Raw genomic sequence first — 12,116 nt, 5'->3', positions numbered from 1 at the left:
ATATCTGGCTTAATTATGGTTTGTAAGAGTCCGAACAAATCGTTCGAACAAATTTATCTGCTGTTCAGTTTTCAAAGTTCATTAAAAGTGGTGGACCATCAGGGACTCGAACCCCAGACCTACCGGTTATGAGCCGGGCGCTCTAACCAACTGAGCTAATGGTCCACTTTTGTGGTGCCGAAGACCGGAATCGAACCGGTACGGGAGGATAAGTCCCGCAGGATTTTAAGTCCTGTGCGTCTGCCAGTTCCGCCACTTCGGCACATCACCTGGCTACGACCTACTCTCCCGGGGGCCTTCGCCCCAAGTACCATCAGCGCTAGAGAGCTTAACTTCTGTGTTCGGAATGGGAACAGGTGTATCCTCTCTGCTATAGTAACCAGATTAGTTATTTATTTGTTTCACTCGCTAATGCAAGTATAATAATATCATCATTTTTTATATGAGTCAACACTTTTTTACAAAAAAAAAATAAAAAAATTTAAAAACCGCCTGAATTAGTTCTATCAGACGGTATATATTGGTGAAAATATAGCTCAAAAATATATTATTATTTGTAATCTTTTTCAAATTCATTTACAGCATCCATAAGAGTTGTTGCTATATATGCAGACGCTGGTCCACCGCCAAATGCTATTGCAACAGATGCCGCATCTAGTATTTCCTCTTTTGTACAACCAGCCTTGAATGCATTGTTTACATGTCCAACTATACAATATTCACATCTACTGTATGCTGCTATAGCAACACTTATAAGTTCTTTTGTTTTTAGGTCTATTGCTCCATCTGATAACACTGCTCCTGCAAAATTTCCAAATGCAGCTGCAACCTCTGGTTTTACTGAAGCAAAATCTGCCATCCCCTGACTACAATCTTTAGCCATCTGTCTTACATCTTTCACAACTATCTCTCCTAAATAACGTTTTCTATATTTAGATTAATACTATGATTATATTTTTTCAATATATACACTTAAGTATAGTTTTTTACAATAATCAATTTACTTATTATAGTTATCTATAGATTTATATTTTATAATTATAAATAAAAAAGCCTACAGTACAGAATAATCCGTCCCCGTAGACTTTTGTCAAAATATCTTGCTTAATATAAAGCATTAAAATATTTATATATTCTTTTCGTATTCTTTTCTCAACTTCTCCACTACCTTTTTTTCAAGTCTGGATACAGTCATCTGAGAAATATCAAGTTCAGCTGCTATTGCAGACTGCGTTTTATTAAGGAAAAACCTGTCTTTCAGAATTTTAACTTCAAGTTCGTTCAATTTTTCCATAAATTTTTCAATGAAATCTCTTTGTTCTATATTTCTGAAGTTATCTTCTTCAACTCCGACTCTATCAGACAGAGAAAGATCCTTATCATCAGAATCATCCCCTCCAGAAGCATCAAGCGAAACCGGCTGATAACTGTAGGAAGCCTCCATTGCCTCTAAAACATCTTCTTCTCTGCAGCCAAGATATTCAGCAATATCCTTTGCAGTAGGATTTGATTTTTTCTCCTGTTCAAGTATAACCCTGGCATTGCTTATTTTCTTGCTTAGTTCCTGTATTCTTCTTGGAACTCTCATAGTCCATACTTTATCTCTGAAATATCTTTTTATTTCACCTATTATAGTTGGAGTTGCAAAACTCGAAAACTCAAATCCCTTTCCCGGATCATATCTGTCTATTGCATAAATAAGCGCAAGTGATGCCACCTGATATATATCTTCATAGTCGACACCCTTGTTTATATATTTCTTTGCAAGTATCCTGGCAAGGTATAAATGTCTTTCGATAAGTATATTCCTTATATCTACATCCCTGGTGTCACTGTACAGTCTGAAAAGTTCCTTTGTATCCATATCCAGGTATTCTGAAGAACCTGCCATATTCATCATTAATAATCAGCTCCTAAATATTTAGTCATTTTTATAACTGTACCTTTATTCTCTGTCGATTCTATACATACATCATCCATAAGGGTTTTCATTATAAAAATCCCTAGACCACTTTCCTTTGGATTTTCTAAATCAGGTATTTTTATAGCTGAAACATCACAGCCTTTTCCCTTATCGTGAACTTCTATCTCAATTCCGTTGTCCATTATATTAAAAACTATATTAAATTTATCTTCATCACTATGCTTTATCGCATTTGTGCACGCTTCAGAGATAGCTACTTTTATATCTTCTATTTCATCAATGGTAAAACCTATCTTATTTGCTATGCCTGATGTTGTAAGTCTTATTATTCCTACATATTCAGGATTAGCACTTATCTCCATTTTTATCGTATCACAAGCCAATTCCTATCCCTCCAGATTAAATATTTTATCAAGCCCTGTTATCTCGAATATCTTTTTAACATTGCTTTTAGGGTTATTAAGGTATATACCCTTGTTATTGACTTTTAATCTTTTTAAAACTCCTACCATTACTCCAAGTCCTGTTGAATCTATATAGTCAAGCCCAGAAAGATTAATTCTCATATCAGCCTGTTTTTCTTCTTCCAGTCTATAAAGCTCTGCCTTGAATTTTTCAGCAGTAGATACATCAAGCTCTCCTTCAACTTCTATCATCCATGAATCATTCCGGGAGTCAAATACAGAGTTTAACTTTATTGACATAATATACCTCCTATATTATTTACTTTTTCTTTTCTTCTTTCTTTTAACAAATCCGAAAACATTTACTATACTTCCAATTTTTGTAACTGCTTCTATTATTGTATCAACATTTCCTGTTATAGATGCCGCATTTGATATTATATCCTCTATATCTCTTTCTTTTCTATCAAGTATACGATATGCTTTTTCGACAACTTTATTAGCCTGTTCTATAGTCTGACTTGCACTTGAAAGAAGTTTTGCAATGTATATAGCTGTTATCAGAGCTGATATACCTATAAGGCATGCTCCAATCTGCCAACCTATAGCGTTCATTAAAACTCCTCTCCTTCGTCGTCAAATGTTCTGCTTATGACTATATCATCATCAGAGACTTCAATATCTTCATCATCCTCAGAAAGCTCATTTATTTTATCTTTTACAGTTTCTATTGCACTGTTAAGAACCTCCTGTGGATTTTCTTTTATATCGTCAAACTTTTCTTTTGTTTCCTTTCTAAGTTCAGAACCTTTTTTAGGTGCAAGAAATATTCCTAGAAGGAATCCTATTATCGCACCAAAAATCATAAAACCGCCTTTTTTTGACATATAAATCTCTCCTTCCGATTTGAAATCATATATAGAATTATTATAGCACATTTTCATATTGAGAACTGAGAATTTTAATCTACTGTTAGTTCATATATTAAAAAAACCGTACAAAAACGTACGGTTCTTTTATATTAACAATATCTATCTCTATTTGGATTTCTTTCTATTTCTATCTGCTGTATTTTCAGTATTTCGATTTTTTTATCCTCGATGATACTGTTCACTGCATCTATATCCTTTTCATCTATTATAAGCGATATTCCACAGCATTTGCTGGCCTGTCTCGGAGTAGGAGATATTGTAGATTTTATTCCCGCATCCGATAACTCTTTTTTCAGTTTCATACCACTTTCATGGTTGTTGAAAAGTATATAAGTCTGTATTTCCTTCATAACTATCTCTTTTCCGACAGCTTCTATCTTTCTTCAAGCATTTCTATAAATGCACTTATTCTTGTTCTCATCTGCTGAGCATCGCTGTCTGTATAATCAGTTTCTATTCCTAAAACAGGTATACCTGCTTCCTTAAGGGCTTTTTCAACAAGATATCCCTCTACTGCATAAGTGCTGCAGAATTTTAGGTTTACATCTATTACACCATCTACATTGTACTCTTTTGCGTATTTTATTATATCATCTATTCTTCCTGTATTAGGTGTAAAGCATGCACATTTTATTCCCATATATCTTTCAGCTATGGCTTTTATCTGTGAATCCAGATCTGTCTGAGTTTCGTCTACAAGATTTTCAAAGTATCTTGTACCTGTACACATCTCTTCACATACAACTGCTCCACCGCTAGTTTCTATTATATTGTGTATCTTCCAGTTTGGTATTGCAAGAGGAGTTCCTGTAAGAAGTATTCTCTTAGTTCCTTTTTCAAATACGCTTACTCCTTCTTCAACTCTCTTATCAAGCTCATCACAAAGTTTATTTGTCATTTCAGTAAAACGAGCAGGATCATCATAGAATGCTATCTGAGATATTAATAATACGTCTTTTCCGCTTATTGGAAGATTTTCATTTTTTCTAAGCTCATATAATCTTTTTAATGCTTTTCTCTTTCCATTTATAAGTTTTATGCTTTCAGCAAGTTTTTCAGAAGTAACCTCATTTCCAGTGAAATCTTCCACAACTTTTTTGAAATCCTTTATTTCCTCTTCCCATGCGCGTACATCTTTTTCTCTCTTCATCTGAGGTAAATCCATTACATGTACAGGAACATCTTCAGCAAGTATTTCCCATGCTTTTTTCTTTCCATCACATGTAGTTTCACCTACATACATATCAGCTATACGGAAGAATGGACATGTTCTGTCAAGTCTTGCACCTACTGATGCTTTTATTAGAGGACATGTATCAGATGGAAGTACTTTTTCTCCACCAGGAACCCAGAACTGAGATCCTCCACAAAGTCCTGTAGCTATAGCATCTGCTGCAAATACTATTTCATCTGGAACATACACACAGAATGTACCGAATACTTTCCCACCTTTTTTCTGATGCTCTATAAGTTCTGCCGGTCTTACACCGTGTATTTCAGATACAACAAAGTTGTAGTAATCCATTCCTTCAGGTCTGTTTTCCTGAGATAAATATACATCTCCAAAAGCCTGTGGAAGAACTTCACAAAGCTGATCATGTGTGTCTACGTCCATGCCTAAGTCTTCCCACATTTTACGATAATCTGCCATTTATAAATCCCCCTTTGATAAAAAACATTAAACACATATATTTTTACAATTAAATCCTTTAATTTCACTGTAGCACAGTGAAAAACTGTTTTCAATTAGGTGGGACTCTTTTGAGTTATAGTAAAATAATATATTTGTTATACAGTATATAGATTAAATCTATACATTATATTTATTGAAACAAAAAAACTATACATCGTACTGATGTATAGTTTTTTATTCTTATACTCCTATTTCTTCAAGAGCTTTTATACATTCATCAACTTCTTCTTTTGTATTTGATGCACTGAATGCAAATCTAACTGTTCCCTGAGGGAATGTATGAAGTGACTGATGAGCAAGAGGTGCACAATGCATTCCTACTCTGGTCATTATATGATGTTTATTTTCAAGTTCAAATGCAACCATAGCATTGTCACTTTCTTCAAAATCTACTGAAACAACAGCAACTCTGTTTTCCATAGTTTTTGGTCCTGCTATTCTTGCGTGTTCAAATTTTTCAAGCTGTTTCATAAAATACTCAGCTATTTCCATTTTCTTTTTATGTATATTTTCTATTCCTGTCTCTTCAAGATATACAAGTGCAGCTCTAAGTCCTATGATTCCAGGAAGGTTCATAGTTCCACTTTCATATCTGTCAGGAAGAGTTGTAGGCATTTCAAGGCTGTCTGACTTACTTCCAGTTCCCCCTGTTATTACAGGCTCTATTCTATCTTCCATTCCAGGAGCTATTACAAATCCTCCTATTCCCTGAGGTCCAAGAAGTCCTTTGTGAGCTGTAAAGGCAAGGAAATCTATATTACACTTTTTCATATCTATTGGAAGTGTTCCAGCTGTCTGAGCTGTATCCACTGCAAATACAAGTCCTTTTTCTTTACATATTGCTCCTATTTCTTCTATTGGAAGAACTGTTCCACTTACGTTTGATGCATGAAGCATTACAACAGCTTTTGTTTTTTCATTTATAAGTTCATAAAGGTCATCAGGATTTACCATTCCCTCTACATCTGCCTGAAGCATACTGTAACTGCATCCTATCTCTTCAAGCTGTTTTGCAGTTCTTGATACAGCATTGTGTTCCATTGAAGTTATTATAAAGTGATCTCCCGGTTTTAGAAATCCCTTCATAAAGAAGTTTATTGAATATGTTATTCCCGGTGTAAATATAACGTATTTTGAGTCCTCTCCGTTGAACATTCTGCAAAGTCTTTCTCTACAGTCAAGTACAGAGTATGCAACATCATATGCTCCCCGGTAGTTTCCTCTGTTTATATTGAATGCTCCATTTTCTATAAGAGTAGCTATAGCTTCTCCAACACCAGGTGCTTTTGGAAAAGATGTACTTCCGTTATCAAAATATATTCCCATTAAATTCCCTCCTTTATTTTTTATATAAATACTGCATATTATTCATTATATTTCATATGATATAACACATATAAACATTTGTCCATTTTTCCTGTTTTTCTAATACATCGCAAGGTTTATCTATTTTCTGCAATTAAATATTTTATTAAATTTATACTTTGTAAATTAGCATTATATTTATTTTGAACTTTTTATAAAATATAAACTATAAAATTTTATTATAATTCATATTTTTCAAACATTGACTATTCTTTTCGTAAAATCTATACTATTCTTGTAAACGATTTACAAAACTAAATTAATATTAATATAGCTATAGTTTTATAGCCTGGGAGGTATGTTATGACTAATTATAGTAAAGTTCCAGTATTTGAAAACGGAATTGCACAGCCGGTTTTCCCATTCACTGACGGAAAAACTGGTGAAAATTACGATCCTTCTACATCTGACATAGTAAGATACTGTGTGTATGTAGAATCTGATTACGATATGGACGGAGACGGAAAAAGAGACCTTATAAAAGTTCTTGTTCAGGTTCCAAGAAGTGCAGTTGAAGGAAATTACAAAGCTGCATCTTTATTTGAAGCTCGCCCATACTGTGCAGGTGTAAATGAAGACGGATATCCTCACATGAAGGAAGTTGCTGAAAAAGAATATAGAAAGTTCGATTTTGAAGATCTTAAAAAAGAAGCTGCTCCTAGAGTTCCTTCTGGTTCTATAAGTCCTATGGAGCTTGCTCTTAAATCAAAAGCTTCTGACTGGTACTACAAAGATAAAGGAAACAACGACAGCATGGTTTATGAAAACCTTGAAAACTTCAACTACTACCTTGTTCGTGGTTTCGCTGTAATAATAAGTGCAGGATTTGGTGCTCTTGGTTCTGATGGATTCAACTTTGTCGGTTCTGAATACGAAAGAGATGCATTCAAATTCGTAGTTGAATGGCTTCACGGAGACAGAGTTGCATATGCAGACCGCGAAGGCACAATAGAGACAAAAGCAGAATGGTCAAACGGTAATGTAGCCATGACTGGTAGATCTTATGCTGGTACTATGCCTTTTGCTGTTGCTACAACTGGTGTTGAAGGTCTTAAAACAATAGTTCCTGTAGCCGGTATATCTGACTGGTACAGCCAGCAGAATATGCAGGGTTCTCAGCGTTACTGGCCAAAAGAGGTGCTAAATAGCTTCCTTGCATACTTCTGTTCAAGTAGATACAATGATGAAACTCTATCAGAAAAAGAGTTAGACGATATAGCTGCATTCCACCATGAGCTTAGCCTTCAGCAGTTAAAATGCGGTTCTGACTACAATGAAGAGTTCTGGGGAGCAGGAAACTACAGACTTAACTACGACAAAATAAAATGCAGTGCACTTATAGTTCAGGGACTTAACGATGAGAACGTATCTACAAAACAGTTTGAAATGATGTACAAGGCATACAAAAAATCTGGTCAGACTGTTAAAACAATACTTCATCAGGGACCACATATAACTCCTACTATGCCTAATAAAAACTACGGTATACTTATAGATGGAAAATTCTATGACGATATAGTTAACGAATGGATATCTCACTATCTATATGATGTTGACAATACTGCAGAGAAAATGCCTGAGGTTCTTGTTCAGACTAACTACGATCAGAACAAATGGGAAACTTGTGATTCTTGGGAAACTGCATACTCAATGAAACTTGAAAGCTCAGAAGCTGATACATCAGTTATAGATACTGATTGGGAAGCAGCTGGTGTATGTGCTGAGAATTTCGACGAGGCTATGAGTCTTAAATCTTCAAATATGAATAAGCGTTTTGTAACTGCTCCATTCGATAAAGCTGTTACAATACAGGGAACAGTTCATTTAAATCTTAAGGCTGCATTAAAAGACGGAGATATAGAAAACGACTTCAATCCTGAAAACCCAAATGACGCGGATTCTCTAACTATGAAACTTGGAGATTCTAAGGTTACTGGAAGAATGGACGACGTTAAACTTGTAGCTATGTTATACGATATATGCGATGAAAAATTCGATAATATACAGACTGTAGATCCTGAGAGAAATGTAATACCTGTTGTTACTGTAAAAGAAAACGGAGTAATAAACGGTGGAGATTTACCGGCGTTCAATCTTTGTGAATTTGAAACGGTTCACAAAAATTACCGTCCAATAACTCGTGCATATGCTGACCTTTGCAACCCAGAGGCTGGATATGAACCTGAAACTGCTGCAAACAGCATAGAACTTAAAAAAGGTGAATACCACGAGTACAACATATACCTAAATGCGACAAGATATACTGTTGAACCTGGACACAGCCTTGCTCTTGTAATAACTACAGAAGACCCTGTAAACTGTCTAATACACAAAACTTATTCAGTTGAAATAGACAACGCTTCTATAAATGCGACAGTTCCTGTAACTGAAGAAACAGAAAATCTTGAAATGACTATAAAATAATGTGCTATAATAAAAATTAAATTGTTAAAAGGATTGATTCCTATATCAAATTGGAGTCAATCCTTTTAATTTTACTATGTTTATATTAATTTCCTGTATACCGATTAGTTGCAATATTATATGCAAATAAGCAAAATATGCATATACTCCAAAATATGTTTTGTTTAGTGTCAAAAGCTAAAAGGAATGTATCTTTTTCTAACAACATGTCAAGCACTGCAATAGTACAATATAATTTTGTCGCTTCAATTATAATACCTATTACCTTTATTATTTTTTCTTTCATATACAATCTTCCTTTCATATATAATTTTCACATTTGTTAAAAGGATTGATTCCTATATCAAATTGGAGTCAATCCTTTTAATTTTACTATATTTATATTAATCTTTTATATACAGAGCATATGCAACATATGCACAGAAGCAAAATGCGAATACACTCCAAATTATATGTTGTGTAGTATCAAAAGCTAAAAGGGATTTATCATTTTCTAAAAACATATCAAACACTGCAATAGTACAATATATTTTTATCACTTCAATTATAAGACTTATTACTTTTAATATTTTTTCTTTCATATACAATCTTCCTTTCATGTATATTTTATTTTCCAAAATTATTTATTATACATTTTGCAATACCTTTTTTCAATTTATTCATCCTAATAATCATCTATCTCCATTTAACGTATTTTTTACATTCGAATGTTTGTCTATATAATACAGTATTTCTTCAAATAAGAAAATATAATTTGTTAAATACGACAATACTGTAATTCTTCTTAATCAATTCTTAATATTATTAAAAAAAATTAAGAATTGATTTTTATTTTCAGAATATAACTTAAAATTATAAATATAGGGGATATCGCATTAACAAACTTGTTAGTGCAATATCCCCTTTAAATTTTTTATTCTTCAGTTTCCTCGTCTTCTTCAAGATTCGCTTTTGCTATTGAAACTATAGTTACATCATCGTCCAGATTCATAAGTTTCACACCGCTTGTAACTCTCTTGAATATAGATATATCAGACACTTTTATTCTTATAAGAACTCCATCAGAGTTTATTATCATAAGCTCGTCGTCCTCATTTACCATTTCAGCACCTGCAAGACAACCAGTTTTTTCAGATATATTATAAGTTTTTAGACCTTTTCCGCCTCTTATCTGAGTTCTGTACTCTTCTATATCAGTTCTCTTTCCGTATCCGTTTTCACTTACTACAAGAACGTCCTGTCCTTCACTGCAAAGTCCCATAGAAACAACTATATCATCATCAGAAAGAGTTATTCCCTTGACTCCCATAGCAGTTCTTCCCATAGCACGGACATCTTTTTCAGCAAATCTTACAGACATACCATTTTTCGTTACAAGAAGTACATCTTCATTGCCGTCAGTAAGTTTTACACCTATTACCTCATCGCCTTCTCTAAGTCCGATAGATATAAGTCCTGATTTATTTATGTTCTTGAACTCCTCTACAGCAGTCTTTTTAACTATACCTTTCTTAGTTGCTATCATAAGGTATCCCTGTTTCTCTGATGAGTCCACAGCTATAAGTGTTGCTATCTTCTCACCAGGTCCAAGCTGAAGAAGGTTTACTATTGCAGTACCTTTTGCCTGTCTCTTTCCTTCAGGAATATCGTATGCATTAAGTCTGAATACTCTTCCTCTGTTTGTGAAGAACAGTAGTCTGCTGTGAGTTGTTGTCGTTACTATATGTTTTACGAAATCCTCTTCTCTTGTTGTAAGAGCAGATATTCCTCTTCCACCTCTCTTCTGACTTCTGTATGTATCAGCTGGAAGTCTTTTTATGTATCCGAAGTGAGTAAGAGTAAGTACTATCTCTTCTTCATCTATAAGATCTCTCATGTCTATTTCTCCATCAGCATGAGTTATCTCAGTTCTTCTAGGATCTGCGTATTTATCTTTTATTTCAGTTATTTCATCTTTTATAACTTCAAGAAGTACTGCCTCGCTTGCAAGGATTTCTTTTAGATATGCTATTTTCTTCATAAGTTCAGAGTACTCTTCTTCTATCTTGTCTCTCTCAAGACCTGTAAGTCTCTGAAGTCTCATATCAAGTATAGCCTGAGCCTGAAGTTCAGAAAGTGCAAATCCTTCCATAAGTCTTTCTTTTGCTTCAGCACCTGTTTTTGAAGATCTTATTATTTTTATTACTTCATCTATGTTGTCAAGTGCTATTCTAAGTCCTTCAAGTATATGAGCTCTTGCCTCGGCTTTTTTAAGCTCAAATTTTGTTCTTCTTGTAACTACATCCTTCTGATGTTCTATATAGTGGTGAAGTATTTCCTTTAGATTCAGACATTTAGGCTGTCCATTTACAAGGGCAATCATTATTATACTGAATGTATCTTCAAGCTGAGAATGTTTGTAAAGGTTGTTAAGTATGATGTTTGCATTTACATCTCTCTTAAGCTCTATTACTATTCTCATACCTTTTCTGTTACTCTCATCTCTAAGGTCTGATATTCCCTCTATTTTCTTTTCTTTTACAAGTTCTGCTATTCTTTCTACAAGTCTCGCCTTGTTTACCTGGAAAGGTATCTCTGTAACTACTATCTGCTGTTTTCCTTTTGGAAGTTCCTCTATTTCAGCTCTTGCTCTTACTTTAACCTTTCCTCTTCCTGTTCTGTATGCTTCTTTTATACTTTCAGTTCCCATTATTATTGCACTTGTAGGGAAGTCTGGCCCTTTTACATAGTGCATTAATTCTTCTACATCACATTCTGGATTATCTATAAGGTGAACTGTGGCATCTATTACCTCTCCAAGGTTGTGAGGAGGTATTGATGTCGCCATACCAACAGCTATACCGTTTGATCCATTTACAAGAAGGTTTGGAAATCTTGATGGAAGAACTGCTGGCTCTTTTAATGTTTCGTCGAAGTTAGGTACAAAATCGACTGTTTCCTTTTCTATATCTCTTAAAAGTTCAAGAGAAAGTCTACTCATTCTGGCCTCTGTATAACGCATTGCGGCAGGAGAGTCACCGTCTATTGAACCGAAGTTACCATGTCCATCTACAAGCGGAACTCTTGTAGAGAAATCCTGTGCCATTTTTACCATCGCAAGGTATACTGAACTATCACCGTGTGGATGGTATTTACCAAGAACATCCCCGACTATACGGGCAGATTTTCTGTACTGTTTATCCGGCATAAGATTAAGTTCGTTCATAGAATAAAGTATTCTTCTGTGAACAGGTTTTAATCCGTCCCTTACATCAGGAAGCGCACGTCCTACTATAACACTCATTGAGTATTCTATATATGACTGTTTCATTTCCTTTGCTATTTCTATTGGGAGTATTCTGCTTGTATTTTTTTCGTCCTGCATTTTCTATCTC

Annotated in this window: 13 protein-coding genes, 2 tRNA genes and 1 rRNA gene; 1 reads left to right on the top strand and 15 read right to left on the bottom strand. The window is 34.4% G+C overall.

The annotated features are described in order from the left end of the window. Positions 1-88 precede the first annotated feature (88 nt). The 12 genes from EXD82_RS06320 to EXD82_RS06265 all read right to left on the bottom strand — a co-directional run bounded on the left by EXD82_RS06320 (position 89) and on the right by EXD82_RS06265 (position 6,279). Positions 89-165 (bottom strand) — tRNA-Ile (locus tag EXD82_RS06320). A 7-nt stretch (positions 166-172) separates the two neighbouring features. After that, positions 173-262 (bottom strand) — tRNA-Leu (locus tag EXD82_RS06315). A 5-nt stretch (positions 263-267) separates the two neighbouring features. Continuing rightward, a 5S ribosomal RNA gene (gene rrf / locus EXD82_RS06310) occupies positions 268-384 on the bottom strand. A 166-nt stretch (positions 385-550) separates the two neighbouring features. Next, positions 551-901, bottom strand: a complete 351-nt coding sequence (locus EXD82_RS06305; protein ID WP_246082018.1) for a carboxymuconolactone decarboxylase family protein — start codon at positions 899-901, stop codon at positions 551-553. 225 nt (positions 902-1,126) lie between these two features. After that, positions 1,127-1,900 carry a SigB/SigF/SigG family RNA polymerase sigma factor gene (locus tag EXD82_RS06300; protein WP_142536072.1) on the bottom strand — a complete coding sequence of 258 codons (774 nt, stop codon included), beginning with the start codon at positions 1,898-1,900 and terminating at the stop codon, positions 1,127-1,129. Then, positions 1,900-2,307 carry an ATP-binding protein gene (locus tag EXD82_RS06295; protein ID WP_142536071.1) on the bottom strand — a complete coding sequence of 136 codons (408 nt, stop codon included), beginning with the start codon at positions 2,305-2,307 and terminating at the stop codon, positions 1,900-1,902. The genes EXD82_RS06300 and EXD82_RS06295 overlap by 1 nt, the downstream gene beginning before the upstream one ends. 3 nt (positions 2,308-2,310) lie before the next feature. Next, positions 2,311-2,628, bottom strand: a complete 318-nt coding sequence (locus EXD82_RS06290; RefSeq protein WP_142536070.1) for an STAS domain-containing protein — start codon at positions 2,626-2,628, stop codon at positions 2,311-2,313. 15 nt (positions 2,629-2,643) lie between these two features. After that, positions 2,644-2,943, bottom strand: coding sequence for a DUF948 domain-containing protein (locus EXD82_RS06285; RefSeq protein WP_142536069.1), 300 nt, complete (start codon positions 2,941-2,943; stop codon positions 2,644-2,646). After that, positions 2,943-3,215 carry a YtxH domain-containing protein gene (locus tag EXD82_RS06280; protein ID WP_142536068.1) on the bottom strand — a complete coding sequence of 91 codons (273 nt, stop codon included), beginning with the start codon at positions 3,213-3,215 and terminating at the stop codon, positions 2,943-2,945. Before EXD82_RS06280 ends, EXD82_RS06285 begins: the two co-directional genes overlap by 1 nt. Before the next feature lie 134 nt (positions 3,216-3,349). Next, entirely contained in the window at positions 3,350-3,610 is a 261-nt protein-coding gene (locus EXD82_RS06275; protein WP_142536067.1) for a DUF3343 domain-containing protein, read from the bottom strand. 23 nt (positions 3,611-3,633) lie between these two features. Further along, complete coding sequence (locus EXD82_RS06270; RefSeq protein WP_142536066.1) at positions 3,634-4,911, bottom strand: double-cubane-cluster-containing anaerobic reductase; 1,278 nt, start codon at positions 4,909-4,911, stop codon at positions 3,634-3,636. A gap of 222 nt (positions 4,912-5,133) precedes the next feature. Beyond that, positions 5,134-6,279 (bottom strand): aminotransferase class V-fold PLP-dependent enzyme, encoded by a 1,146-nt coding sequence (locus EXD82_RS06265; RefSeq protein ID WP_142536065.1) that lies wholly within the window; start codon positions 6,277-6,279, stop codon positions 5,134-5,136. A 342-nt stretch (positions 6,280-6,621) separates the two neighbouring features. On the opposite strand from EXD82_RS06265, the gene EXD82_RS06260 reads away from it, so the two are divergent. Then, complete coding sequence (locus EXD82_RS06260; protein ID WP_142536064.1) at positions 6,622-8,742, top strand: CocE/NonD family hydrolase; 2,121 nt, start codon at positions 6,622-6,624, stop codon at positions 8,740-8,742. An 85-nt stretch (positions 8,743-8,827) separates the two neighbouring features. On the opposite strand, the gene EXD82_RS06255 is transcribed toward EXD82_RS06260, so the two are convergent. The 3 genes from EXD82_RS06255 to gyrA all read right to left on the bottom strand — a co-directional run bounded on the left by EXD82_RS06255 (position 8,828) and on the right by gyrA (position 12,106). Continuing rightward, a complete protein-coding gene (locus EXD82_RS06255; protein ID WP_142536063.1) occupies positions 8,828-9,028 on the bottom strand; it encodes a hypothetical protein in 201 nt (66 codons plus the stop codon). Between the two features lie 97 nt (positions 9,029-9,125). After that, complete coding sequence (locus EXD82_RS06250; protein ID WP_142536062.1) at positions 9,126-9,323, bottom strand: hypothetical protein; 198 nt, start codon at positions 9,321-9,323, stop codon at positions 9,126-9,128. A 332-nt stretch (positions 9,324-9,655) separates the two neighbouring features. Continuing rightward, on the bottom strand, positions 9,656-12,106 hold the full coding sequence (gene gyrA / locus EXD82_RS06245; protein WP_142536061.1) for a DNA gyrase subunit A: 2,451 nt from the start codon (positions 12,104-12,106) through the stop codon (positions 9,656-9,658). Between the last annotated feature and the right edge of the window lie 10 nt (positions 12,107-12,116).

Origin of the sequence: Peptacetobacter hominis (assembly GCF_006861675.1) — a bacterium.
In the GTDB taxonomy this organism is placed as follows: Bacteria; Bacillota; Clostridia; order Peptostreptococcales; family Peptostreptococcaceae; genus Peptacetobacter; species Peptacetobacter hominis.
This window is presented reverse-complemented; position numbering and strand designations above follow the sequence as displayed.

Bases quoted from the DNA above. Each gene is read 5' to 3' on its own strand.
- EXD82_RS06260 (WP_142536064.1), top strand. From the start codon at position 6,622: ATGACTAATTATAGTAAAGTTCCAGTATTTGAAAACGGAATTGCACAG.
- EXD82_RS06275 (WP_142536067.1), bottom strand. From the start codon at position 3,610: ATGAAGGAAATACAGACTTATATACTTTTCAACAACCATGAAAGTGGT.
- EXD82_RS06265 (WP_142536065.1), bottom strand. From the start codon at position 6,279: ATGGGAATATATTTTGATAACGGAAGTACATCTTTTCCAAAAGCACCT.
- EXD82_RS06290 (WP_142536070.1), bottom strand. From the start codon at position 2,628: ATGTCAATAAAGTTAAACTCTGTATTTGACTCCCGGAATGATTCATGG.
- gyrA (WP_142536061.1), bottom strand. From the start codon at position 12,106: ATGCAGGACGAAAAAAATACAAGCAGAATACTCCCAATAGAAATAGCA.
- EXD82_RS06270 (WP_142536066.1), bottom strand. From the start codon at position 4,911: ATGGCAGATTATCGTAAAATGTGGGAAGACTTAGGCATGGACGTAGAC.
- EXD82_RS06255 (WP_142536063.1), bottom strand. From the start codon at position 9,028: ATGAAAGAAAAAATAATAAAGGTAATAGGTATTATAATTGAAGCGACA.
- EXD82_RS06285 (WP_142536069.1), bottom strand. From the start codon at position 2,943: ATGAACGCTATAGGTTGGCAGATTGGAGCATGCCTTATAGGTATATCA.
- EXD82_RS06280 (WP_142536068.1), bottom strand. From the start codon at position 3,215: ATGTCAAAAAAAGGCGGTTTTATGATTTTTGGTGCGATAATAGGATTC.
- EXD82_RS06300 (WP_142536072.1), bottom strand. From the start codon at position 1,900: ATGATGAATATGGCAGGTTCTTCAGAATACCTGGATATGGATACAAAG.
- EXD82_RS06250 (WP_142536062.1), bottom strand. From the start codon at position 9,323: ATGAAAGAAAAAATATTAAAAGTAATAAGTCTTATAATTGAAGTGATA.